The organism is Sphingobium sp. 22B, from assembly GCF_001580035.1.
GTDB lineage: Bacteria > Pseudomonadota > Alphaproteobacteria > Sphingomonadales > Sphingomonadaceae > Sphingobium > Sphingobium fuliginis.
This window is the reverse complement of record NZ_LTAB01000025.1, coordinates 21,488-45,904: the sequence shown is the minus strand read 5'-3', so window position 1 is coordinate 45,904 and position 24,417 is coordinate 21,488. Positions and strand designations below refer to the sequence as shown.

25 protein-coding genes are annotated in these 24,417 nt (G+C 62.3%); 23 read left to right on the top strand and 2 right to left on the bottom strand.

The window, feature by feature from the left end; translation table 11 throughout:
• Positions 1–77: 77 nt before the first annotated feature.
• The 17 genes from A0J57_RS19245 (at position 78) to A0J57_RS19180 (ending at position 15,965) form a co-directional block, all read left to right on the top strand.
• Positions 78–1,745 (top strand): histidine kinase, encoded by a 1,668-nt coding sequence (locus A0J57_RS19245; protein ID WP_235600913.1) that lies wholly within the window; start codon positions 78–80, stop codon positions 1,743–1,745.
• 145 nt (positions 1,746–1,890) lie between these two features.
• A complete protein-coding gene (locus A0J57_RS19240; protein ID WP_061938746.1) occupies positions 1,891–2,676 on the top strand; it encodes a hypothetical protein in 786 nt (261 codons plus the stop codon).
• Between the two features lie 655 nt (positions 2,677–3,331).
• Positions 3,332–3,523 carry a Flp family type IVb pilin gene (locus tag A0J57_RS19235; protein ID WP_061938743.1) on the top strand — a complete coding sequence of 64 codons (192 nt, stop codon included), beginning with the start codon at positions 3,332–3,334 and terminating at the stop codon, positions 3,521–3,523.
• A 22-nt stretch (positions 3,524–3,545) separates the two neighbouring features.
• Positions 3,546–3,743, top strand: a complete 198-nt coding sequence (locus A0J57_RS25450; RefSeq protein WP_025546518.1) for a Flp family type IVb pilin — start codon at positions 3,546–3,548, stop codon at positions 3,741–3,743.
• 66 nt (positions 3,744–3,809) lie between these two features.
• Entirely contained in the window at positions 3,810–4,739 is a 930-nt protein-coding gene (gene cpaB / locus A0J57_RS19230; RefSeq protein WP_173664358.1) for a Flp pilus assembly protein CpaB, read from the top strand.
• Positions 4,726–6,231, top strand: a complete 1,506-nt coding sequence (locus A0J57_RS19225; RefSeq protein WP_235600912.1) for a type II and III secretion system protein family protein — start codon at positions 4,726–4,728, stop codon at positions 6,229–6,231. Before cpaB ends, A0J57_RS19225 begins: the two co-directional genes overlap by 14 nt.
• A 14-nt stretch (positions 6,232–6,245) precedes the next feature.
• On the top strand, positions 6,246–6,503 hold the full coding sequence (locus tag A0J57_RS19220; protein ID WP_061938733.1) for a hypothetical protein: 258 nt from the start codon (positions 6,246–6,248) through the stop codon (positions 6,501–6,503).
• A gap of 22 nt (positions 6,504–6,525) precedes the next feature.
• The gene (locus tag A0J57_RS25070; protein ID WP_064232671.1) at positions 6,526–8,100 is read left to right on the top strand and encodes a pilus assembly protein TadG-related protein; all 1,575 of its coding nucleotides are present in this window, start codon (positions 6,526–6,528) and stop codon (positions 8,098–8,100) included.
• A gap of 5 nt (positions 8,101–8,105) precedes the next feature.
• A complete protein-coding gene (locus A0J57_RS25445) occupies positions 8,106–8,615 on the top strand; it encodes a TadE/TadG family type IV pilus assembly protein (RefSeq protein ID WP_076605757.1) in 510 nt (169 codons plus the stop codon).
• 5 nt (positions 8,616–8,620) lie between these two features.
• Positions 8,621–9,277: a TadE/TadG family type IV pilus assembly protein gene (locus tag A0J57_RS25440; RefSeq protein WP_101756474.1), complete on the top strand. Its 657-nt coding sequence runs from the start codon at positions 8,621–8,623 to the stop codon at positions 9,275–9,277.
• The gene (locus A0J57_RS19210) at positions 9,274–10,509 is read left to right on the top strand and encodes a pilus assembly protein CpaE (protein ID WP_061938727.1); all 1,236 of its coding nucleotides are present in this window, start codon (positions 9,274–9,276) and stop codon (positions 10,507–10,509) included. The genes A0J57_RS25440 and A0J57_RS19210 overlap by 4 nt, the downstream gene beginning before the upstream one ends.
• Entirely contained in the window at positions 10,509–11,864 is a 1,356-nt protein-coding gene (locus A0J57_RS19205) for a CpaF family protein (RefSeq protein ID WP_044661955.1), read from the top strand. Before A0J57_RS19210 ends, A0J57_RS19205 begins: the two co-directional genes overlap by 1 nt.
• Complete coding sequence (locus tag A0J57_RS19200; RefSeq protein ID WP_061938724.1) at positions 11,864–12,865, top strand: type II secretion system F family protein; 1,002 nt, start codon at positions 11,864–11,866, stop codon at positions 12,863–12,865. The genes A0J57_RS19205 and A0J57_RS19200 overlap by 1 nt, the downstream gene beginning before the upstream one ends.
• Before the next feature lie 4 nt (positions 12,866–12,869).
• Positions 12,870–13,838 (top strand): type II secretion system F family protein, encoded by a 969-nt coding sequence (locus A0J57_RS19195; RefSeq protein WP_061938721.1) that lies wholly within the window; start codon positions 12,870–12,872, stop codon positions 13,836–13,838.
• A gap of 35 nt (positions 13,839–13,873) precedes the next feature.
• Complete coding sequence (locus tag A0J57_RS19190) at positions 13,874–14,635, top strand: tetratricopeptide repeat protein (protein ID WP_235600911.1); 762 nt, start codon at positions 13,874–13,876, stop codon at positions 14,633–14,635.
• Entirely contained in the window at positions 14,632–15,444 is an 813-nt protein-coding gene (locus tag A0J57_RS19185) for a tetratricopeptide repeat protein (protein ID WP_061938716.1), read from the top strand. The genes A0J57_RS19190 and A0J57_RS19185 overlap by 4 nt, the downstream gene beginning before the upstream one ends.
• A complete protein-coding gene (locus tag A0J57_RS19180; RefSeq protein ID WP_235600910.1) occupies positions 15,444–15,965 on the top strand; it encodes a prepilin peptidase in 522 nt (173 codons plus the stop codon). Before A0J57_RS19185 ends, A0J57_RS19180 begins: the two co-directional genes overlap by 1 nt.
• Positions 15,966–16,269: 304 nt before the next feature.
• Here the strand turns inward: A0J57_RS19180 and A0J57_RS19175 are convergent, their stop codons facing one another.
• Both A0J57_RS19175 and A0J57_RS19170 read right to left on the bottom strand, forming a co-directional pair.
• A complete protein-coding gene (locus A0J57_RS19175; protein ID WP_044661959.1) occupies positions 16,270–16,929 on the bottom strand; it encodes a response regulator transcription factor in 660 nt (219 codons plus the stop codon).
• Complete coding sequence (locus A0J57_RS19170) at positions 16,926–18,611, bottom strand: sensor histidine kinase (protein ID WP_235600914.1); 1,686 nt, start codon at positions 18,609–18,611, stop codon at positions 16,926–16,928. The genes A0J57_RS19175 and A0J57_RS19170 overlap by 4 nt, the downstream gene beginning before the upstream one ends.
• A 210-nt stretch (positions 18,612–18,821) precedes the next feature.
• On the opposite strand from A0J57_RS19170, the gene recO reads away from it, so the two are divergent.
• The 6 genes from recO to A0J57_RS19140 all read left to right on the top strand — a co-directional run bounded on the left by recO (position 18,822) and on the right by A0J57_RS19140 (position 24,003).
• On the top strand, positions 18,822–19,556 hold the full coding sequence (gene recO, locus A0J57_RS19165) for a DNA repair protein RecO (protein WP_061938707.1): 735 nt from the start codon (positions 18,822–18,824) through the stop codon (positions 19,554–19,556).
• A gap of 110 nt (positions 19,557–19,666) precedes the next feature.
• Complete coding sequence (gene leuB / locus A0J57_RS19160; RefSeq protein WP_061938704.1) at positions 19,667–20,713, top strand: 3-isopropylmalate dehydrogenase; 1,047 nt, start codon at positions 19,667–19,669, stop codon at positions 20,711–20,713.
• A gap of 10 nt (positions 20,714–20,723) precedes the next feature.
• Entirely contained in the window at positions 20,724–21,932 is a 1,209-nt protein-coding gene (gene metZ, locus A0J57_RS19155) for an O-succinylhomoserine sulfhydrylase (RefSeq protein ID WP_061938701.1), read from the top strand.
• 33 nt (positions 21,933–21,965) lie between these two features.
• A complete protein-coding gene (gene apaG / locus A0J57_RS19150) occupies positions 21,966–22,364 on the top strand; it encodes a Co2+/Mg2+ efflux protein ApaG (RefSeq protein ID WP_025546552.1) in 399 nt (132 codons plus the stop codon).
• Positions 22,361–23,152, top strand: a complete 792-nt coding sequence (locus A0J57_RS19145; RefSeq protein WP_044661964.1) for a LysR family transcriptional regulator — start codon at positions 22,361–22,363, stop codon at positions 23,150–23,152. Before apaG ends, A0J57_RS19145 begins: the two co-directional genes overlap by 4 nt.
• Before the next feature lie 143 nt (positions 23,153–23,295).
• Positions 23,296–24,003: a tetratricopeptide repeat protein gene (locus tag A0J57_RS19140; protein ID WP_061938781.1), complete on the top strand. Its 708-nt coding sequence runs from the start codon at positions 23,296–23,298 to the stop codon at positions 24,001–24,003.
• The last annotated feature ends 414 nt before the right edge of the window (positions 24,004–24,417 follow it).

Here is a 24,417-nt window from a genome sequence, read left to right as displayed (position 1 = left end):
GCCATTTGACCGGGGCATGATTTCCTTTCCATAAGAAGCGGCTCGACAGACATGATGCATCGGGCCGGATGGGGGATATGCGTCACGCGATGAATGGGCCGGGCGAAATCGCGATGCGCTTGAGCTGGTGGGACATGCGGGCGCTGTCGGCATTGCGTCCGTGGCAGACGCTGGATTTCACCCGACTGTTGCTGGCCGTCATCTATGCCGTCGTCAGCTTCGGCTTCTCCAGCGCGCGCCACTGGGCGGAAAGCGCGGAGCATGTGCTGATCCTGCTCATGCTGCTGCTGGCGTTTTCGGCGGTGTTGCTCTCGTCCCGCTCCTGGGTGACGGACATGCGGATCAGGCGACCGGTCATCTATCTGGACACATTGCTGTTCCTGGCCCTGCTGGTCGTCACCAACCCGTCCAACAGTCCTTATTTTTCCGGCAGCTTCTTCGTGGCGGTGGAAGTGGCGCTGATCGTGCGGCGGCGGTTCCATCTGCTCGTTGCCCTGGCGGCGGGCACGGCTGCGGTCGGCGTCACATGGCTTGACGAGATCGCTTCCCTGCCGTCGGAGCCGGAAGCGGAGCGGGTCGTGCTGCGTGCCTGCTATCTGGCGGTGGCGATCCTGGTGACCGGCGTGCTGCTCGGGCCGCGCCGGGAAACGCTGTTGCAGTTCGAGCGGGACAGGCGGTTGCTGGAAGGGGAGCTGCCGCCCGCCGGGAGCGATCATGGCCCGTTCCTGCTCCATGCCCTGCGGCTTGCGACCCGCGGACATGGGGTTGCCGTGCTGTTCCGCCTTGCCAGCCATGAGCCCCTGCGCTTCGCCAGCAGCGCGGCGCGCGAAATGCCTGCGGTGGGTTTCGGCAATTTGCTGACGGCCGAGACCGGTTGGCATGACCGGTCGAGACATGCGTCGATCTCGTTGTCGGCGGATGGAATAGCCGTGCTGGGACCGTTGTCGCCGGGCGGTCAGGCATGGACGGCGCTGCTGGACGCAGAAACGCTCCTGACGGTAAGGGTGACCATCGGCACCTTCGAGGCGGTGGGCGCGGCCTGTCTGGACGATCCCTGTCATGAGGATCGGGCCGCCATCGCGCAGCGGGTCTTCGAAAGCGCATGTGAGGAACTGACTGTCCGCAACAGCCTGGACCTCGCGCATGTGATCGCCGGTGCGCGGGAGCGGGAACGGCTGCAGCGGGAATTGCACGACAGCGTTCTGCAGGCGCTGGCCAGCATCCGTTTCCAGATCGCGCCGCTGCTGGCCGGACGGCAGGTCGAGCCGCTCGCCGTGATCGAGAATGTCGACCGCATCGCGAAGGACCAGATCGCCACGATCCGCTGGATCATCAATCCGGACGTGGATGAGGAGGATTTCGCCTATCTGCCGGAGACGCTGGCGATGGTGGTGCGCTCCCTGGGCGAGCAATGGGGCATAGGCTGCGAGTTGAAGGTGGAGGACGGCAATTGCGCGACCAGCGCGATGATCGGCCGGGAACTGAGCTTCGCCGTGCGGGAGATCGTCGCCAATGCGGTACGCCATGCGCGGGCGACCATGGTGAACTTCGCGCTGGAGCCGGACGGCAACCGCATCGCCCTTCAGGTAAGCGACGATGGCGTGCCCAATATGGCGCGGCTGGGATCGAGCGGGGCGGTGCCTTCGCGGTCGCTGATGCGGCGGATACAGATGCTGGGCGGGGAGGTGTTCCTGCAGAATATCGGTGGGCGAACGACGATCCGCATCACCGTTCCGCGCAAGTAACGGGCCGCCGGGCTTTATCTTTTCCAATGGCTCACCATATCTGGACGGCCGCGTAGAACCTTTCCCGCGATTGCGCATTTACCGGGCGTTTACCAACATCGCGGATAGTCGCGGCAAGGTTCGGCGTGCGAAGGAGTCCGGTTCCATGGTGCGAATGGTCAGGGACCGTCTCTACCGCAAGAGCGTGGCCGTCGTGCTGTCGATGCAGGTCAATCTGGAGCGCATCGTCGTCATCTGGATCATGGCTGCCGCCTTCGCCTGCGGCCTGCGGCTGGCCTTTCCGGCGACGCCCTACAGCGGAACGCCCTGGGGAAGCGGGGCGGGCCTGCTGCCCTATATGCTGGTGGTTGGCGCGCCTGTTGGATCGCTGCTGCTGGGATTGAAGCTGTTTCCGGCGGGACGCATCCATGCCCAGCCCGCCTTTCGACTGGCGCAGGTGGGCCGCTGGCGCAAGGTCGACTGCCTGAGAGCGCGGGAGATGTCGCAATTCGGCCTCTATGGCGTGATGGCGTCTCTGCTGGTGGGAATTGCGGTGAACGTGCCGGTGCGCACGCTGGAATTTCTCAGCTCCATTCCCGCGTTGGGCAGCTATTCGCCGCCCTGGTTCGTCGGTCTCTACGGCGTGATGCTGGCGGATGTGGTGATATTGTCCAGCCTTTACATGTTCGCCTTTGCCATGGCCCTGCGCCTCGTGCCGCTCTTCCCTCGCTTTCTCGTAATGGTCTGGGGTGTCGACCTGCTGGCGCAGTTGGGCATCGCCCATCTGGTGGCGGGGATCGACAATGTGCCGCATGGCGTCGACGCCGCTTTGCTGGACATGCTGACAGGCAATGTGAAGAAGGTCCTGATCAGCGCCGCGATCTGGCTGCCCTATCTGCTGTTGTCGGATCGGGTGAACCTCACCTTCCGTCATCGGGTAAGCGCAAGGTAAGGAAAGCGGCAACATTTGTTCCTGAATGGGACAGGTGCAAACCGCTTTATTTCCGGGCCTTTGTGCGACGAGTCGCAGCTGATTCGCGATGATCGGTGCGAGTGGCGGCGGCTGCTCTGGTCAAGTTATCGATCCTGTCTGCCCCGAATAGCCTAGAACGAAGGTATTAGTCGCCTGGGTAATTCAGCGGCGGACGGCCAACTATTCCTCTCAAATAAGACAGGCTTGAGTTCCTGATAACTGTTATTTTATTCGAAATGAAATTCGGATAATATTCCTTGAATTTCAGTTTGACTATGATATTTTGAAATAGAGAAAAATAAAAATCCCAATAATATAAAAGAAAATCTCTAATTTTCTAAAAGCATATATCCAAAGATATATTAGAAAAATACCATTGTTTACTTAAAGTAATGAATCTGGTTGACGGAAAAGGTTAACAAAAAATTGCTTTAAGATTTTGAAAAATATACATATTTTTTACCATGTTGACTTGCATCAGCTTTGGTCCAATTTGAAAGCAAGTTCTACGGGAACTGCCAACTACCTGGTGATCGGAGCATACCGGCGCCGGGGTCGCGAGGTGGACAGGCCCCTACCGTGGAGCTGAGCAAGAGCAACTGGGAATTGCTCCCAGCGAGTAGGGGTAAAAGATATGACCTTTTTGAAAAGCCTGTGGGCCGACCAAAGTGGTGCGTCGGCGGCCGAATATGCTTTGATCCTGGCGATCGTGGGGACGGGTATCGCGCTGGCGGCCTGGAATCTTGGTGGCGCGATCAAGAACTCGATGAATGCGGCGACCAACTGCATCAAGACGGTCGGTACGAACACGCAGCCCAGCTGCTAAACTGTAAATAGGGGTGAGGGACATGACTTTTTTCAAAAATCTTTATGCTGATCAAAGCGGCGCATCGGCGGCTGAATATGCTTTGATTCTCGCTATTGTCGGTACCGGCATTGCATTGGCTGCCTGGAACCTTGGTGGCGCGATCAAGAACTCGATGAACTATGCCACCAATTGCATTTCGACTGTCGGCACGGGTAATTCTCCGTCAGCGAACTGCTAATGATGAAATAGGAAGGCCGGTCACATCACTGGCCTTCCTATACCTTCAATTCCGGGGGGAGTTGTCGTGGGGCAGCGCAGATCACTTATAGTCCTAGGCCTCGCAATATTGTTGGGCCTTGCGGCCGTTTTCGTCGCCAACGCCTATCTGAGCCGCGCCGAAAAGGCGCCGCCACCGGAAGGCGGAACGACTAAGGTCGTAGTGGCGACCGTCTCGCTGCCTTTCGGATCGGCGGTCACCGCCGAAAAGATCCGCGTGGTCGACTGGCCAGCCAATTCCGTACCGCCCGGCGCTTTCCGCGACCCCATCCAATTGACCTCCCTCGGCAAAGGCCGCGTCGTCCTCCGGCAAATCGAGCCCGGCGAACCGATACTGGCCTCCAAGCTCTCCGGTGAAGGCGGGCGGGCCACGATGTCGGCGGTCCTGGCTCCAGAAATGAGGGCCGTCGCCGTACGCGTGAGCGATGTAGCCGCCGCGGGCGGCTTCGTGCTTCCCGGCGACACCGTCGATGTCTTCGTCACTCGCACCCTTCAGGACCCGGCAGGCGGCGGCAGCCAGCAGATCACCGACGTCCTGCTTCAAGGCACGCGGGTGATCGCCATCGACCAGAACGCCAATGACACGTCCAAGGACCCGGCCGTCGGCAAGACCGCGACGCTGGAGGTCAACCAGGTCGACGCGCAGAAGCTGGTTCTGGCGCAGCAGGTCGGGCAACTCACGCTGGTCCTGCGCAATATCACCGACAAGCCCAATCCCGCCGTGCAGACCGTCGGCATAGAGGATTTGCGCGACGGCGCCTATGTGGGCGGTTTTGCCGGCCCGCGCGCCCGCGTTGCCGACCTTGCCTATCTGCCGCCGCGTCCGGCCTCCGCGTTCCGTCCCGCACGCCGCGCGATTCCGAAGAGCACGAACGCTCTGCCGTCGACCGCATCGGTCGAGATCGTGCGCGGCACGACCGGCACCAGCTATGAGGTGAAGCGCTATGGTTCCCGCTAAGTCCTTGCCGATGCTGGCATTGTCCCTGGCGCTGGGCGCCGGTGCGTCGCTGCTGCCCACGCAGGCGCAGGCGCAGGTCGCCTCGCTCAACGTCAATAACGCCAACCATGCCGGCCAACTCGACGTGCCCCTCAACAAGAGCCAGGTGCTGACCGTCGACCGGCCTTTTTCCAAGGCGTTGGTCGGCAATGCGGAAATCGCCGACGTCCTGCCCATGACCAACCGTTCGGTCTATGTGCTGGGCAAGAAGATGGGCACCACCAGCCTGACACTCTACGACAGCCGCAACATGATGATTGCGGTGGTCGATGTGGCCGTGGGCCCTGATGTCGTGACGTTGAAGCGGCAATTGTCGGAACTGTTGCCCGGTCAGCCTATCGGCGCCCGCATTTCCAATGACGCTGTGGTACTGACCGGCACCGTGTCGAGCGCGGCGGCGGTCGATCGCGCAGTGCAGATCGCTAAGACCTATGCCGGTGACAAGGTCGTCAACATGATGTCGGTAGGCGCCGCTCAGCAGGTGATGCTGGAAGTGCGCTTTTCCGAAATGACCCGCAGCGCGGCGAAGCAGTTCGGCATCAACACCGCTTTCCTGTCCGATAGCGGCAAGGTGGTGGGCGGCATCGGCAATGCGGCGCAGTCTTCCGCCATCCTGTCCGACACCAATGGTCGGCCGATTGTGGATCTGAGCAAGATTCTGGACAGCTTCGGCATCGGGGCGGCGAATTATTCAGTGGGCAGCCTCAACCTCACCACTGCACTGGACGCGCTGGAGCGCAAGGGCGTCGTGACCACGCTGGCCGAGCCGACACTGGTCGCGCTGTCTGGCGAAACGGCGTCTTTCCTAGCGGGCGGCGAGTTCCCGATACCGGTATCGCAGGGCGGCAATAGCGGCGGCAGCGGCAATAACGGCGGCAATTCCATCACCATCGAATTCAAGCCCTTCGGTGTCAGCCTGGGTTTCACGCCGACAGTGCTGGAGGATGGCATCATCAATCTGGTGGTGGAGCCGGAGGTGAGTTCCATCGATCCGTCCGCTTCGGTGACGATCAACGGCCTCACCATCCCGGGCCTGCAGACGCGGCGCGCCAGCACCACGCTGGAATTGCGCGACGGGCAGTCCTTCGCCCTGGCAGGGCTGCTGCGCAAGGATTTCCAGGACACGGTGCGGCAGTTTCCGATCCTGGGTTCCATCCCGATCATCGGCGCACTGTTTCGTTCCAGCGGTTTCCAGAAGAGCGAGAGCGAGCTTGTCATCATCGTGACGCCGCGCCTTGTGAAGCCGATGCGGGCAGAGGATGTGCGCCTGCCGACCGACCGGGTCGCGCCCCCGCACGAACTCGACCTGTTCCTGATGGGGCGGACGGACAAGGCGGTGGGGATCAATCCGCTCGATCCCAATGCGATGCCGCCCGAAGCGCCCAAGAACGCGCCTGCGCCTGCCAAGGAAGCGCCCGCGACAGGCAAGGCGCCCAGCGGATATGAGCTGTGAGCAGGAGGTTGACGATGCGTGCACTTTATCTTGCCCCGGCTCTGTTTCTGCCCCTGCTGGCAGGCTGCACGGCGAACGACCCGACCTTCGGCGGCGCGGTGCGCAGCAATTATGCGATGCAGGTGATCGATCCCGACCCGCATTATGAAGGTACGTTGGTCGAGGGTGGCAATGGACAGACCTCTGCCGCGGCCGTGGAACGCTATCGCACCGACAAGGTGAAGAAGCCCCAGTCGATCCGCACGACCAGCGGTACTGGGGGCGGTAACTGAGCGCGGAAGGAGAAGTGATCCCATGTCTGCCCGGCGTAATGGATTGTTGCAGTCGACCAGCGGCGCGGTAGCGCCCACGGTCGCACTGTCGCTTTTCGCGCTGATCGCGGCGGGGGGAATTGCTTTCGACTATGCGCGTATGGCTGGGCTGGACACCGAATTGCAAAGCGCAGCGGATGAAGCGGCACTGGCAGCGGCCACGCAACTGGATGGGGAGAGTAACGCCAGGCAACGCGCGAGAGACGCGGTCAATAATCTTATTCAGAATGATGCGCGATTTGCCAACGACGGCTGTGGTAAAGCGGTTAAAGTTGCTGGAACGAATTTGGCCGGATGTAATAGTAGTGGTACAATAATATTCTATCAGGATAAAGCAAAATCCAACGCAGCAACTAGTGATGCGAATGCAAATTTCGTTCTAGTGACGGTTGACTCCCGTACTTCTTTTTTTGCTCTGACGCCAGTAGTGAGAGCATTGTCTTCCGGATTGATTTCGGCACAGGCCTTTGCTGGTGTGGGTTCAGCAATTTGTAAGGTTCCACCGGTGATGATCTGTAATCCGGATGAGCCGACTAGTAATAGTAACGAAGATCTTGACTTCAATCCGGCGCGAGGCGTGGGATTGAAGTTGATCACCGGTAACGCCGATGCGGCAGGCAATTTCGGCTGGCTTGAAGCAACCTTCAAAAATGGCGCCAATGGTCTCGCTGCAGCACTGGGTTACGATACTGTTCAAGCTGATTGCGAAAGTACGGATGGAGTCGCGACCAAGACAGGCATGGATACTTCCGTGCTGGATGCGCTCAATACGCGCTTTGACGTCTATGCCAATGGTAATACATGCCCGTCGCAATTCGGTGGAACATGTTCGCCGTCGAGAAATACTCGAAAGGACCTGGTATGCGATTCCGACAACGCGATAACTTGCAAGAACAGTAACAGCTTCGGAGTTTCGAGCAATCCCTATCGACCTGACAGCGTTGCTGTGCTGAAGGATGGAGATACCTATCCGGACATCATGGGATACCCTCGGGACCTGTGTCACGCCGTGCAGCAAAGCGAGCAAACCTGTGGCGTCAAGGGGAATGGGACATGGGATAGAGACGCATATTTCAAGGTCAACTATGGATGGGCCGGTCAATATGACTGGACTATTGGAACTGGGCTGAGCGCAACTGCCACGCGCTATGAAGTCTATAATTGGGAGGTTGCGCACCCAAGTGTAGTGGTTGGTTCCAAAGCTTATGGTATAGGGGTTCCGCAGGCTTTGAACGGCAAGTCCACGGGGTTCGGATCGCCGGCCAACGGGATTGCGGGCATCACGCCGAGCTCGGCTGGTATAGACCGCCGGCGTATTTCGGTCGCAGTTCTAAATTGCTATGCGCTGAAGCTGCACGGCAAGACGACCGGCATAAAGCCACCCAAATGGTTGGACGTGTTTCTGGTCGAGCCGTCCATTGCCCGGGGCAAGGGCAATAAGGCATATACTGATAAGAAGGAAGTATATGTCGAGGTCATAGGGGAGACCGGAACCGGCACTAACGGAGCTAGCAATCCTCAGGTCATTCAACGTTCCGTCCCCTATCTGATTGAGTGATGGCGATGGCACGAAATTTCCTTTCTCGCTTATTCACCTGCGACCGGGCCGCCGCCGCTGCGGAAATGGCGTTGGTTACACCACTTCTGATTGTCCTGATGTTCGGTTCCTTCGAAATGGGCAATTATTTCCTAAGCGAACATGTCGTCGCCAAGGCCGTGCGCGATGGAGCCCGCTATGCGTCTAGGCAGTCATTTACCAATTTTTCTTGTCCGAACAGTGTCAATGGCGGAGTTGTGACCAGTATACAGAATGTGACGCGTACGGGGCAGGTTTCTACTGGAGGCACGGCACGGCTGGCCGGTTGGACAAATGGAAATACCGTGTCCGTTACTCTAAGCTGCACGACGATAACCGGCGGTAATTATTCGGGCATATATAAAGGAATGACGAACCTGCCCAGAGTCAAGGTTTCTGCTACAGTTCCTTACAGATCGTTGTTCCATGTGTTGGGCTTTACCAGATCGTCTCCCCAACTGGTGTCCGAATCTGAAGCTACGGTGCAGGGAATATAGGGAATATGATGTGCAGGTTCGTCCGCCTTGTCCGCGATACTCACGCCTCGTCGGCGGCAGAGTTCGCAATCGTGCTGCCGTTGCTGCTAATTTTCCTGCTCGGTGTAATTGATGTCGGACGGTTGATGTGGACTTGGAATCGTGCTGAAAAAGCGACGCAGATGGGCGTACGCTATGCCGTCGCAACCGATATGGTTCCCAATGGCCTTGCTGCCTATAGCTTCGTCGTTAGCGGCGGGCTGTCTCAAGGTGACGTTATTCCCCAATCGTCCTTTGGTGGCGCTTCCTGCCTCATCAACGCGGGCGCCGTGAGCTGTTCTTGCAAGGCAGGTGCGACCTGTCCCCCAAATCTGATTGGCACGACTAACAGCGATAAAGCGAATGCGTTGACGGCCTTCAACAATATAGCTGCGCGCATGAAATTGTTTTTTCCAAAAATTGGTCCGACCAACGTGCAAATCGATTATGACTATTCTGGTCTTGGCTACGCTGGAGATCCTAACGGTTCGGATGTATCGCCACTAGTCAGAGTGAGCTTGCGTCAAGATAATCCAGTTACATTCACGCCAATGCTTTTCAGATTTTTCAACGGTACCATAACCCTACCCAGTTTCAGCGCCGCTCTCACCATGGAAGACGGCCAGGGCTCGGCATCAAATTGAGGGACAAGATCGTGGGCATCGTGACGAACGCAACGGAACCCGTCGAGAGCTGGACCCTCAATATCGGGGATGAAGGCCTTCACCTCATCCTATCGGAGCAGGAGGTGCAGGCATCCGACATATTGGGCGATCGCCTGACGGGCCAATCGCTCACCCTGTCCATGCTGGGCGCGGGGGAGGCTGTGCCGGCGCAACTGGTGGCCGATGCCAAGGCGATCATCATCGAGGTTCAGCCAGACAATGAAGCCTCCATGGTGCGGCTCGCCGGCCTTCGCGCGGCTCATCCGAAGCTGATGCTGGTGGCGGCCGTGCGTGGCGCGCAGATCGCGGTTGTGCGCGCCCTGTTGCGCAGCGGGATCAACGACGTCATCGAACTGCCGCTGCGCGCCCATGATCTGGCGGCGATATTGGACGATCTGCGCAGCCGCATCGCAGCCAGCCGTCAGGACGACGTGAAGACCGGACAGCTCGTGTCCATCATCAAGAGCGTTGGCGGCGTCGGCGCGACGACCATAGCGACGCAGGCGGCCAGTCTTCACGCACGCTCGACAAAGCAGGGCAGCGGTGAGGTCTGCCTGTTCGACTTCGACATACAGTTCGGCAATGCCGGCACCTTCCTGGGGATTTCCTCGCCCCTGACACTGGCGGACCTTCTCAACGCGGGCAGCCGCGTCGACAATGAGCTGTTGCGGACCGTCACCGTGGAAACTTCGACCGGCCTCAGGGTCGTGACCGCGCCGGCGGACATCATGCCGATCGAGGCGGTAAATGCCGATCAGGTCTTCCGCATCGTCGAACTGGCGCAGCGCAGTTTCGATACGGTCTATCTGGACCTGCCGGGCAACTGGACCAACTGGTCGATGTCGCTGGTGGCGCGTTCGCAGGTCGTGTTTCTGGTGTGCGAACTCACCATCGCCAGCCTGCGGCAGGCGCGCCGTCAGATTTCGCTGCTCCGCGATCAGGACATCGATCCCGCGCGCATCCATGTCGTCGCCAACCGCGTGGAGAAGAAATTCTTTCGCGCCATCGGTCTGGAGGATGCGGCGGCGGCGCTGGATCATCCGGTGAAGCTCAGCATCGCCAACGATTTCCCGCTGGTCAGCTCGGCGCTGGACCAGGGCGTATTGATCCAGGAGCTGAAGGCGCGCAGCCGCATCTGCAAGGATATGCAGGACATCGTCGATTGCTGCATCCAGGCTGCTGAGGCCGAAGGTCAGGCGGAGAAAGGCTGATGTGGCAGATCCGAAAAGGCGAACGCGGCGACCCTAGGGACGAGGTGGGACCGGTCGAGACCGAGGCCGCCCATCTGGAGGAGGACCGGCATACCGAACTCAAGGTGGCGCTGCACCAGAAGTTGATCGACATCATCAATCTTTCCGCGCTGGAAACCATGTCGCGGGCGCAGGTGGAAGCCGAAGTGGGCGAGATCGTCCATGAGCAGCTCGCGCTGCAGAAGCATGCGCTCAATCTGGAAGAGCGTCGCCGGCTGGTGTCGGACATATTGGATGAGCTGCTGGGACTGGGACCGCTTGAGCCGCTGCTCAAGGACCATAGCATCACCGACATATTGGTGAACGGGCACAAGGTCGTCTTCGTGGAGCGCAACGGCCGGCTGGTCGAAACCGCGACCCGGTTCAAGGATGAGAAGCATCTTCTGCGCATCATCCAGAAAATCGTGGCGGCGGTGGGCCGGCGGATCGACGAATCCTCCCCCTTTGTCGACGCGCGCCTTGCGGATGGCTCCCGCGTCAATGCCGTGGTTCCGCCGCTGGCCATCGATGGGTCGCTGCTTTCCATCCGCAAGTTCGCGAAGGTGCCGATCAGCATGGCGCGCCTCACCGAATTGGGCAGCGTGCCCGCGCCGATGGCGCAGGTCCTGTCCGCGGTGGTGGAGGCGCGGCGCAACGTGCTGATTTCCGGCGGCACCGGTTCGGGCAAGACGACCCTGCTCAACGCCATGTCAGCCGCCATCGATGAACATGAACGCATCGTCACCATCGAGGATTCGGCCGAACTGCAATTGCAGCAGCGCCATGTCGCGCGGCTGGAAACCCGTCCCGCCAATATCGAGGGCAAGGGAGAAGTCACGCAGCGCGACCTGGTGAAGAATGCGCTGCGCATGCGGCCCGACCGCATCATCGTGGGAGAGGTCCGCGCCGGTGAAGCCTTCGACATGCTTCAGGCCATGAACACCGGCCATGACGGATCGATGACGACCGTGCACGCCAACACGCCGCGCGATGCGCTGTCCCGGGTCGAGCAGATGATCGGCATGAGCGGCATCGACATCTCGCCGCGTTCCGCCCGCGCGCAGATCGCTTCGGCGCTGAATGTGATCGTGCAGGTGGGACGGCTGGCCGATGGCCGCCGCCGTCTGCTCAGCCTGTCGGAGATCACCGGCATGGAAGGGGAAGTCATCACCATGCAGGAAATCTTCCGCTTCAAGATGACGGGCCGCGACGAGAACAACATGGTGCGCGGCCATTTCGAGGCGACCGGCATCCGTCCCAAATTCATGGGCGAACTGGCCGACCGGGGCATCGCCCTGCCGGCCGAATTGTTCCGGCCCGATGCGGTGATCCACTGATGAACCCGCTTTACATCCGCGTCTTCGTCCTCGTCCTGCTGTTCGCGGCGGTGATCCTGACGATCGAGGGCATTGCAGGCTGGCTGCGCGCGCGTGCGACGACCGATCGCGTGGTGAACCGGCGGTTGAAGATGATCGCGGCCGGTTTCGAGCGCAGCACGGTACTCTCCAAGCTGCGGCGAAGCGACGAGGCGGTGAGCTTCGACCGCGCCTCCCTGTTCGGACGGGCGGGGCTGGGGGTGATGCGGGTGCTGCATGGCGCCGGGCTGACCTTTCCGGCGCGCACGGTGCTGATGCTGATGCTGATCGCCGCGGGCGTGCTGTTCCTGCTGGTGATGGTGGGCGGTATGGCGGCGGGTTACGCCCTGACGGCGGGGATGTTCGTGATGGCGCTGGCCTTTGCGGGCGCGCTGGGCATCGCGCTGCCGATGATGGTGTTGACGCGGCTTGCCCAACGGCGGCGCAAGAAGATGGAGGAGCAGTTTCCGGTCGCGCTGGACACCTTCGTCCGTGGTCTGCGCGCCGGCCATCCGATTGCCGCTGCGCTGGACCTGCTGACCAAGGAGATGCGCGATCCGATCGGCAGCGAATTCGGCATCGTCGTCGATGAAGTCACCTATGGCGCCGACCTGCGCGATGCGTTGCAGCGCATGGCGGAGCGCTGGGACATGAACGAGATGCATATGTTCGTCATCTCCCTGTCGGTGCAGAGCGAGACGGGGGGCAATCTTGCGGAGATCCTGGAAAATCTGTCGACCGTGATCCGCGAGCGGGCGAGCCTGTTCATGAAGGTCCGGGCGCTCAGTTCCGAAGGACGCATGACGGCGGTGATGCTGACCGCCCTGCCGATCCTGGCCTTTGTCGGCCTGTTCCTGGTCAATCCTGCCTTCTATCTCGATGTCGCGCAGGACAGCATGTTCATCATCGGCTTTGTCGGCTTGATCGTCCTCTACCTGATCGGCTTCGTCACGATACGCCGCATGGTCGACCTGAAGGTGTGATGCGATGTTGAGTTCGGCACTGTTCATCCAGTTGCGGCCTTTCCTGTTGGGCTTGCTGTTCATCGCCATCGTTGCGCTGGTCTTCGGACTGTCGGAAGTCGTGATGCGCAACGCGCGGGTGCGCAGCCGGCTCGACCTGGTCGGGGAAGGCGGTGCGTCCCAGAATGGCAGTCAGACGCTGCGCGGTGAACGCAACAGCAGCGAGTGGAAGAAGCTGGTCGACCGCATCGAGAAGATGGGGATCTCGCTGGTCGATACGAACAATGTGAACCTGCGCCGGCGCCTGATCGCGGCGGGTTACATGTCGCCCGAAGCGCCGAAGCTATTCACCCTTTTTCGTCTTGTGCTGACCTTTGCCCTGCCTGCGATATTCGTGATCACATCGCTCGGCAATCCGGAACCGCCCGCTCCGCTCACCCTCTATATGATCGCATCGCTGCTGGCGGTCTCGGGGCTTTACATGCCCAACCTCTATATTTCGGCCAAGGCAGCGCGCAGGCGGGAAGAAATCGTCCACGGCTTTCCCGATGCGCTGGACCTGATGCTGGTCTGCGTCGAGGCGGGCCTGGGCCTGGAGGCGGCGATGGATCGGGTGGGCCGCGAACTGGCCCTGTCCCATCCGCTGGTATCGGCGGCGCTGGGCAAGGTGGTTCTGGAACTGCGCGCGGGGCGCAGCCGGCAGGATGCTTTGCGGCGCATGGCGGACGATGTCGACGTGGACGAAATTCGCTCCTTCGCGACGCTGCTGATCCAGTCCGATCAACTGGGTTCGAGCGTGGGTCAGACCTTGCGCGTCTATGCAGCGGAGATGCGTGAGAAGCGGCGTATGCGCGCCGAGGAGAAGGCGCATCGCCTGCCGGTCCTGCTGTCGGTGCCGCTGGTCGCCTGCATGCTGCCGGTGATGATCGGCGTGCTGATGCTGCCGGCGGTGGTGCGGGTGGTGCGCGACATCCTGCCGGTCATGACTCGTTAGGATAAGGGGGAGGGGGGACCATGAACAAAGGGATAATGGCAGTCGCTCTCATCATGGCGACGACGGCGTGCAGCGGGCCGCAAAAGGGCGTCCTTTCGATAAGGCCCGTCAATCAGCAGCCTGCCGGACCGGCGCAGGATGCGCTGGCGCGGGGAGACCTGCTGTTTTCGCGGGGGGAATATGCGCTGGCGCTGGATGCCTTCCGCCGTGCAGTGCGCAACGATCCGACCGATGCGCATGGCCTGAACGGGGTGGCGATCAGCTATGCGGCCATGGGGCGGCATGATCTGGCGCGGGAATTTTTCGAACTGGCCCTGTCGCGGGCGCCGGAAGATGCCCGCATCGCGCGCAACTTCGCGCGGAGCCTGTCGGCGCAAGGCCTGAAAGGCGAGGCTGATGCGCTGCTTGCCCAGGCCGGCGCGGCGCAGGCGGGTGCGGCCGTCGTTGCTCGTCCGACGCTGGCTCAACTGGCTTCGGCTGCGCCGGCCGCTCGCCCGGCGCCGGTCGCTGGCGTCGAATTGGAACGCCTTTCCTTGGGCGAGGTGCGGTTGCGGACGATGGAGGCAGCGGCACCGGCGGCACGCACCAACCCGCAGCTGACGACCCGGATCGTCACCGTGGCCGAAACGCAGGCCCGGCCCGAACTGACGGCTCCCATCATCGCCGTCGGCAGGCCGGATGCGGCGGCTTTGCCCAATCTGGCTGCGCGCGAAGAAGCGAAGCCCACTTATGACGGTCTGTTCGAGCGCTTGTGGAAGAGCATGGTGCGGCCCGACCGGAAAGGCGCTCGGGGATGATCCGGGCGCTGCTGCTGGCGGCTGCTGCGCCATCCGCCGGGGCGGTGCCGCCGCCGCTGGACTATGCCCGGCTGGTTGACGAGGCGATAGATGGCGGGCGGATCATCCAGGCGGATGCGATGCTGAGCCAATGGCGGGCTGGCGCGCAATCGGGCGACCTGCAAGCGATAGAGATTGCGGATGCGCGCATGGCGCTCGAAAAGCGGCGGGATGAGGAGGCGCTGGCGCGTTTCACCGCGCTGGAACGAAGTGGCCTCAACAACTGCCGCGTCGATGAGGGGAGGGGGATCGCCCTGCTGCGCCTCGGCCGGTCGCAGGAGGCGCTCGAGCCATTGCGCCGGGCTGTGACCGGTTGCGACGGTCGCTGGCGCTCGTGGAATGCGCTGGGCGTGGCCTATGACCAGGCGCAGTCCTGGGCGTTGAGCAATGCGGCTTATGAGCGGGCGTTCCAACTCACCGACAAGCCTTCCCAGGTCCTCAACAATTACGGACTGTCGCTGCTCAAGCAGGGCAAGGCCGAGAAGGCGGCGGTGATATTCGACAAGGCGCGCGAAAGCGCACCGGACGATGCGCGGGTGATCGCGAATGGCGACACGGCCTATGTGATGGCGGGACAGGACATCAGCCGCCGGCCTGCCGACACCGCCGATGAGTGGGCGCGCCGGCTCAGCAATGCCGGGCAGGTGGCGATGCGGATGGGCGATCTGCCGAAGGCGCAGGCCTATCTCAGCCGTGCCGTGACCGAAGCCGACAGTTTCGTGCCCGAAGCCGCCGCCGCGCTCGACACCATGAAGACCACGGAGAAGTGATGAAGGATCTGGTGCTGCTTGCCGTTTCGCTCGTCCTCATCGCGGCGGCGGTGGAGGATATGGCCCGGCTGCGCATATCCAATATCTTCCCCCTGCTGGTTGTCGGGCTTTATGCGGTCTGGGTCGCTGTGGCGGGGTGGGAAAATGACATCTGGCGGAACGGCACCGTTTTCCTGGGCATGTTCGCGGTGGGATGCGGCCTGTTCGCCATACGCGCGATGGGCGGTGGCGACGTCAAGCTGATGACGGCCTGCGCGCTGTGGTTCGATTGGGCGGGGGTGATTCCCTGGATCGTCTATGTCACCGTCGGGGGCGGTGTGCTGGCGCTGGTGCTGATGGCCGGCCGGCGGCTGGTGCCGCAGAGCGTGCGGGAAGGTTCGTCCGTTGCGCTGTTCGGCAAGAAAGGGCCGATTCCCTATGGCGTGGCGATTGCGCTGGGCACGATCATGGCGCTTTATATGGCCGGACCCAATCCCAGCGGGGTGGCGCATCTGCCGGATTTCGTGCACGGGCTGAGTTAGCGCATCGTGGGTTGAATTGGATCGCGCATCGGGTACGGGTTGAGCCATTCGGCAAGCTCAGGCCGAGGGGTGTCGGGTGATCCGGATACAGGGCATGATGGCGTTTCCGGCTCGCCTTTCGGCTGGTTGGCGCCATTATGCGCCGGCGCAGGCACCCGAATTGATCGAGTGGCTCGTGCAATCTCAGTTCAACCGGTGCGATGACATGCTGGCGGCGGGATTGAGTTCCTGCCAATGCAGGCATGGGGCGCCGCAAGGGAAAGCAGACGATCCGCTTTCCGCTATTTCGCCGCCAAACAGCCGCTCAATGCTCCATCCCTACGGCGGGCATTTCACTGTCCATCGACATCATCATGATGATCAGTTCCGAGCGCGACTTGATGTTGAGCTTCTGGAAGATGCTGTGCAGGTGCACCTTCACCGTGCCTTCGGTGAGGCCGCACCGGCTCGCTATTTCGCGGTTGCGCAGGCCGGCGCGGATCAGGCCGGCGATCTCCAGTTCCCGCTCCGTCAGCACCGCAAGCACATTGGCTTCGCTGGCGGGCGCGGAAATGCTGTGCACCAGCGCCTGTTCCATGACGAAGGGGGCGATGCTCTTGTTGCCGCTCATGACCTGCTGGATGCAGCTTAGCAGGTCGTTGGGATCGCTGTCCTTCAGCACCACTCCGTCGACGCCCAGCTTGATCGCTTCCAGCGTCTGTTCAGGGCGGATATGCACGGTCATGAAGATGACCGGCACGGTGCTGCCGCTGTTGCGGATGGCGGACAGGATCGCGAGGCCGCCGCCACTCTTCATGCTGACGTCCAGGATCAGCAGGTCCGGTTCGCCGGCCTGCATCCGCTCCAGCGCTTCTTCGACCGAGCGGGCGCAAAATAATATGTCATGGCCGTGGGAGTTCAGGAACTGCGCCATGCCGTCCAGGAAGATCGGATGATCGTCGACTATCGCAATCTGGGTCATCATATCGGAGACCTTGGTAAGGAGGAGGGTAATCTGATCGAGATCAGTGAATTCATGCTCAGATTATGAAAATATGCCGTTCCGCCGATCTTGCCCAGCCGCTTCATGATCGATTGCGACTGGAGTTCGAAGTCGCCGGTATAGTTTTCGCGGGCGACCGCCTGCGGTCCGGGATTGTCCTTCAGCGCGATCAATATCTCGTCGTCGACCTGCGCGATCGACACGGTGATGTGGCGCGCATGGGCGTGCTTGACCGCATTGGCGGCGGCTTCGCGGATCAGATATTCGACCTCCGCCGCCGTTTCGGCCGACACGGTCATGGAGCGTTCGGCCAGGTTCAGGCGGCAATCGATCGCCCATTGCAGGGCGATGAAGCGGCAGCAGCGTTCGACTTCGCGGCCAAGGTCCACATCGGTTTCGGCCGACACCGGACTTTGCTGGCTGAGCAGCCGGCGCAGATGCGCTTGTTCTGCCGTCACCAGTTCCTCCATCGACCTGAGTTCCGCCAACTGGTCCGGAACGGCGGCATCCGACAGGCCGTGGATCGTCGTCGCGAGTCTGACGCGCAGCGCCGCCAATGTCTGCAGCACGCTGTCGTGCAGATCGCGGCTCAGCGCCTGACGCGCCTCTGCAAAGGTGCGCTGGCGCCAGGCGAGGAAGAAGAAATGGCGTTCGAGGAAAAGGTCTATCCCCTCCTGTATGCGCAGGCAGCGCAGCAGAACGGCGGGCGACCAGCCATGGCTGGTCCCGATGAACAGCCGGCCGCGCAGTTCCCCCGCCTGGATATGGATGCTCGCGCCCTGGCCGGGGCCGAACACGTCCGATATGCTGTCGATCAGGTCCGGCGCGCGCTCGTTCCGCAATATGCCGAGGCGGCTGCGCAGCAGCATCCGCGGTGACTGGGTGGAATAGAGGAAGGGCGCCTCCCGCGGCGTCACGTGCGACAGGCCGTCGATCTGCTTCTGCGGCAGGGCGAGGTGGCGCACGCCGTCGGCATCGTACAGTTCGCAATGGACGGCGGTATCGTCCATCATCTCCCATACGAACGCGCAATAGCGGGAGTTCATCAATTGGGAGACCTGCTCCACCAGAAATTGCGCCAGCGACTTCTGGAAGGAAAGGCCGACGCCCTGTAGCCGTTCCGACCAGCTTATCAGCCGCCGCTCCAATATGTTCATGCTCAACATGGAGGCGGCGATGACGCAGCCGATGACGATGGTCAGGCTGTCGATCGCGCGGTCCATCGCCGGCACATGGCGGGCCGAGGCCCAGCTTTCATAATATCCCCGCGCGATGAAGGCGAAGATCAGGCAAATCCCCAGGATGAGGACCGCGCCGCGTCCGAACCGGTCGGATGCGGACCAGGCGACGAAGAACAGGCAGCCCAGCGCCGCGATCTGCAAGGGTTCGCACAGCACGATGACCGTCAGGAAGGCGATCAGGTCGAATATCAGGAAGATGGGCCGCAGCAGCAGGCCCAAAGGCGGCGTGAGCGAATTCTGCGCGATGCTGATCGCCGTCCACGTCCACACGGCTGCCTTCAACAGCAATGCCGTGCGGGCAAAATCCGGCTCGTTGCTGAACATCGCTTCGATCTGCCACGTCGCCGCAGCGGAAAAGGCGACGCGGGATATGGCGAAACCCAGCGTCGGTGAACGTCCCAGCCAAAGCACCAGGCGGTCCATCACGGAAGATGACGCCAAGGGCATATGATACATGGCGAAATTTGTCCCCCGACAAGTCCCCGCCGATAATTGTGCGCATGACCTGATCGAAAAGCAACATATATCAAAAGGCAGAAGGGCCCTGTACGGCGATTTTGCGCGATTTCGGGACAGTTGGGCTGCGAAAGGTCATGGATGGCGCCCCGGGCCGTTGGCCGATATGGAGGGGGCATGGCGACGCTGATCACCCCGGCCCTGGTCTGCGCGTTGCGGCCCCATGGCGAACATGGGGCGATCGCGCGTCTTCTGACGCCCGGCCATGGCCTGCTGGCCGGCTATGTGCGGGGGGGGCGTTCGCGCCAGTTGCGCCCCGTCCTGTTGCCGGGCAATGCCGTCAAGGCCGAATTCCGCGCCCGGACGGAGGAGCAACTGGCCGGGCTGACGGTCGAACTGGAGCACAGCCGCGCCCCGCTTCTGGCGGAGCCGTTGCCCGCGGCCGCGATCGATTGGGTCTGCGCGCTCACCGCCGTGGCCCTGCCGGAAGGGACGCCCTATCCCGCGCTCCATCAGGCGCTGGACGGCGTGCTGGGCGCCGTGGAGGCGGCGCCGGCTGCGCGGGGCTGGGCGGTGGCGCTCATCCGATATGAATTGCTGTTGCTGGCGGAATTGGGCTTTGGGCTGGACCTTAGCCGTTGCGCGGCGACCGGCGGGAATGAGGATCTGGCCTATGTCAGCCCTCGCAGCGCGGCAGCAGTCAGCCGGGCGGGGGCCGTCGGCTATGAGCACCGGCTGTTGCCCTTGCCCGCTTTCCTGCTGGAGGGCGGGGCAGGGGACTGGCCCGCCTTATTGGACGGGCTGCGGCTGACGGGCTTCTTTCTCGAACGGTCCGTCCTTGTCGACTGGCGCGTCGATGTCCTCGCGGCGCGGGAGCGCCTGGTGGACAGGCTGAAAAGAGCGGTTGCCTGAATTTTAGCGGTCGGTGTTCCTGCGCCGCGCCTCCTTCTCCCCTCGCCTAAATGCTTGCGCTGGCGGCGGCGGCTTCATAAGGGGCAGCCACGCGTTTGAAGGAGTTGCCCATGTTGATCGCCCTGTTCCCCGGAGACGGTATCGGTCCCGAGATCGTCGCGCAGGCGAAGCGCGTGCTGGACGCGCTGGCGATCCCCGGCATCACCTATGAGGAAGGGCTGGTCGGCGGCGCGGCCTACAAGGCGGTGGGCCATCCGCTGCCGCCCGAGACGCTGGAACTGGCCAAGCGCGCCGACGCGATCCTGTTCGGTGCGGTGGGCGATCCCGATTGCGACTCGCTGGAGCGGCATCTGCGCCCGGAACAGGCAATCCTCGGCCTGCGCAAGGAACTGGGCCTCTTCTCCAACCTGCGCCCGGCCAAGGTCTTCCCCGAATTGGCCGACGCCTCCGCGCTCAAGCAGGAGGTGGCGAGCGCGATCGACCTGCTGATCGTGCGCGAGACCAATGGCGACGTCTATTTCGGTGAAAAGGGCATGCGCAAGACGCCCGAGGGCCTGCGCGAAGGCTATGACATCATGTCCTATAATGAGGAGCAGGTGCGCAAGATCGCGCATCAGGGATTCCAGGCGGCGCGCGCCCGCCGGGGCAAGCTCTGCTCGGTGGACAAGGCCAATGTGCTGGAGACGAGCCAGCTCTGGCGCGACGTGGTGATAGAGGTGTCGGCGGACTATCCCGACGTGGCGCTCAGCCACATGTATGTCGACAATGCCGCGATGCAGCTCGTGCGCAATCCCGGCCAGTTCGACGTCATCGTCACCGGCAACATGTTCGGGGATATCCTGTCCGATCAGGCGAGCATGTGCGTGGGTTCGATCGGCATGCTGGCGTCGGCCACGCTCAACGACAGCAATCAGGGCCTGTACGAGCCGATCCACGGCTCCGCGCCGGACATCGCCGGGCAGGGCAAGGCCAATCCGCTGGCAACGGTCCTGTCGGCGGGCATGATGCTGCGCTACTCGCTGAACCTGCCGGAACAGGCCGACCGTATCGAGACCGCCGTGGCCAAGGCGCTGGCCGATGGCGCCCGCAGCTTCGATCTGGGCGGCACGATGAGCACGGTCGAAATGGGCGATGCCGTGCTCGCGGCTTTGGTCTGAGGGTAAGAAAATGAAGCGCAAGAGCGGGCAGAATCCCGAAATCACCCGGAACTGGCGTCCGGCCACTCTGGCGGTGCGTGGCGGCAGCGCCCGTACCGAATATGGCGAGACGTCCGAGGCGCTGTTCCTGACCAGCGGCTACAGCTACGACCGGGCGGAGGATGCCGCGGCGCGCTTCGCCGGCGAGCAACAGGGCATGACCTATTCGCGCCTCCAGAACCCGACGGTGGAGATGCTGGAACAGCGCATCGCCCTGCTGGAAGGCGCCGAAGCCTGCCGCGCCACCGCGACCGGCATGGCGGCGATGACGGCGGCGCTGCTGTGCCAGTTGTCGGCGGGCGACCATGTCGTCGCGGGCAAGGCGCTGTTCGGCTCCTGCCGCTGGCTGACCGATACGCTGCTGCCGAAATTCGGGATCGAGACGACCACCGTCGACGCGACCGACAATGCGGCGTGGGAAGCGGCGGTGCGGCCCAACACCAAGGTCTTCTTCTTCGAAACCCCGGCCAATCCGACCATGGACGTGGCGGACCTTGCCGCGATCTGCGGCATCGCGAAGGCGCACGGCATCACCAGCGTCGTCGACAATGCCTTCGCCACGCCCGCGCTCCAGCGGCCGATGGAGTTCGGCGCGGACGTGGTGGCCTATAGCGCGACCAAGATGATGGACGGGCAGGGCCGCGTCCTCGCGGGCGCGATCTGCGGCACGGAGGATTTCATCATCAACACGCTGCTGCCCTTCCACCGCAACACCGGGCCGACGCTGGCCGCGTTCAACGCCTGGGTCGTGCTGAAGGGTCTGGAGACGCTGGACCTGCGCATCCGCCGCCAGAGCGAGAATGCGCTGAAGGTTGCTGAATTCCTCGAAGGCCGGGTGGCGAAGGTGCTCTATCCGGGCCTCGAAAGCCATCCGCAGCATGCCCTCGCCATGAAGCAGATGGCGATGGCCGGTCCCATCTTCTCGCTCTATGTCGGCGGCGGCCGGGCGGAGGCGCACGGCCTGCTCAACGGCCTCGAACTGGTCGACATCAGCAACAATATCGGGGATTCGCGCTCGCTGATGACGCATCCGGCCTCCACCACCCATTATGGCATGGCGGAAGCGGCGCGGCTGGAGGTCGGCATTACCGAGGATATGCTGCGCCTCAACGTCGGGCTGGAAGACCCGGACGATGTGATCGAGGATCTGGATCGCGCCCTGAAGTCGATAGGGCGTTGACGGAAGAGGGGTGAAAGGCGCATTTCTTAAGCCGTGAACGCACTTTTCCCCTTCCATGCGACGACGCGCGACATCAACGTGCACGTCGCCGTCACCTTCCTGCCCGAACAGTCGGAGCCGGACCGGGGCCGCTGGTTCTGGGCCTATCATATCCGCATAGAGAATGACGGGGACCAGCCTGTGCAACTGCTGACCCGTCACTGGATCATAACCGATGGACGGGGCACGCAGCATCGGGTCGATGGAGACGGCGTCGTGGGGGAACAGCCAGTGGTGCAGCCGGGCAAAAGCTACGACTATGTGTCGGGTTGCCCGCTCAACACGCCGACGGGATCGATGAAGGGGCATTATCATATGATCGGCGCGAGCGGCGAGACGTTCGACATCGCCATCCCGCATTTCGCGCTGATCGCGCCGGCGGTGGCTGAATGAAGCGTACCCATTTGCCGCTCAACGGCTTGCGCGTGCTGGATGCGGCGGCGCGGCATCTGTCCTTCACCCGCGCGGCGGACGAACTGGCGGTGACGCCTGCGGCCGTGGGCCAACAGATCCGCGCGCTGGAGGACCTGCTGGGCGTCGTCCTGTTCCGCCGCACGCCCAAGGGGCTGGAACTCACTCCCGAAACCGAGGCAGGCCTTGCGGCCCTTCGCGCCGGTTTCCTGGAGTTCGAAGAAGCGGTGCGCGCCATGCAGGCTGGCCAGTCCAGCAGTTCCCTCACCATCGCCGCCCCGCGCGACATCACCGCCAAATGGCTCCAGCCGCGCCTTGCGGGCTATGCCGCAAGCCAGCCGGACCTCAAATTCGCATTGGTCGCGGCGGACGAGACGCTGGACTTCACCGAAGCCAATCTCGACCTCGCCTTGCGTCTGGCCGAGGGGCCGGGCGAGAATGAAGGCATCAAGCTGGGCGAAGCGGCCTTCGTCACCGTGGAAGCGACGGAAGGCGGCCCTGACCATCGCATCGAATGGCCCGGCTGCCCGAAGGGGGACGCGCCCGCGACGATCCGCGTGGCCGATGCGGGGCTGGCGATCGAAGCGGCGGCCCATGGCTTCGGCCATGCCTGCGTGCCGTTCCTGCTGGCGCAGGCGGATATTGACGCAGGACGCATCCGGCAGGTGGGCGACGCTGCGCCGTCCCCGCTCGCCTACTGGCTGATCGCGCCCTTGCCGCAATGGCGGCAGAAGAAGGTCAAGGCTTTGGTCGAGGCGCTGACGGGGTAAGTGCTCATCCGTCATGCCGAACTGGCTTCGGCGTAGATTTCTTCTCGCGCCTTAGGCGGGCGGGCTGCACGTCGCGCTTGCACTTTCTTAATCCTGTCGCGCATAGCCTGATCTAGGGAAGGCTTAGCGCGGGGAGGATGGCCATGACCGGCGGCAAAAGGGGCTGGATATTGCGGGGCGCCTTGCTGCTCTGCCTCGCGCCGCAGCTGCATGCGCAGGCCCCCTATGTCCCCGATGTTACCGAGGCGCGCGAAAAGGAGTGGCGCAAGCTGGTGGCCGCATCCCAGGCGGCCTATGCGTCCGGCAATCCGGCCGACGGCGTCGATCCCGCGCGCAGGGGGCTGGCGCTCGCCGATGAGTTGTTCGGCGCGGACGATCCGCGCACGCTTATCTCCGCCAACGATCTCGCGCTGCAACTGGAGTCGACCGGTCGCTATCGCGAGGCGGAAGGCCTCTACCGGCGCGTGTTCGACAGCTATTTGCGAACGCGGGGAGAGGACGATCCCAATACCCAGCTTGCCGTGGAAAATCTCGTCGATTTCTACATCGCGCGCAAACGCTATGATGCGGCGGAGCCATTGGCCGATTATGCGATGGCCAGCTTTCGGCGGACGACCGGATCAGGCAGCGCGCGCAGCCGACGGATGGAACAGATACTGGCCGCCATGCCCAGACCCGCGCCGCCCATCGCCGCCGCCGCGCCCACGCAACCGTCCGGGATCGTCGCGAACGGTGCGATGAACGGCACGGACGGACCAGTAACCTCAATGTCTCCGGCAGCCACGCATGAAAATGATGTGGAAAAAGCTCCGTCCGAGGGGTTGGAGGCAACAAGAGAATCCGGTCCTTGAGGACGAATGTCCTTGTCTTTCTTCATCGTGTCTTGAGAAATTATCCTTGGATATAAGTCATCGGGTTAATTGTTAAAACCGCCATAGCCGCTATTCCTGATTCCTGTCGGAGGGGGGTTGATTTTCCATAGCTTATCGCCAGTCACAGGCCGACTGGACGAAGCCGCGGAAAGGAACGCACGGCTCCGCACGATAAGTCTATGGGTCGCATTTTGGACGGGCGGCCGGCTGCACAAGCCGGTCGCCCGTTTTCATTCCTTCCTTGCAACTTCCAATCCGATAGGGGCGGTCGGGAAGCCCTGTCGCGGCAGCCATTGAACGAATGGAGCAGGATCGACTCGCCCGAGTCGCATATGTCGTAAGCCTTGTTTGTTAACCAAATCCAAGTTCAGCATAGGCTGAAGGATATAAGTA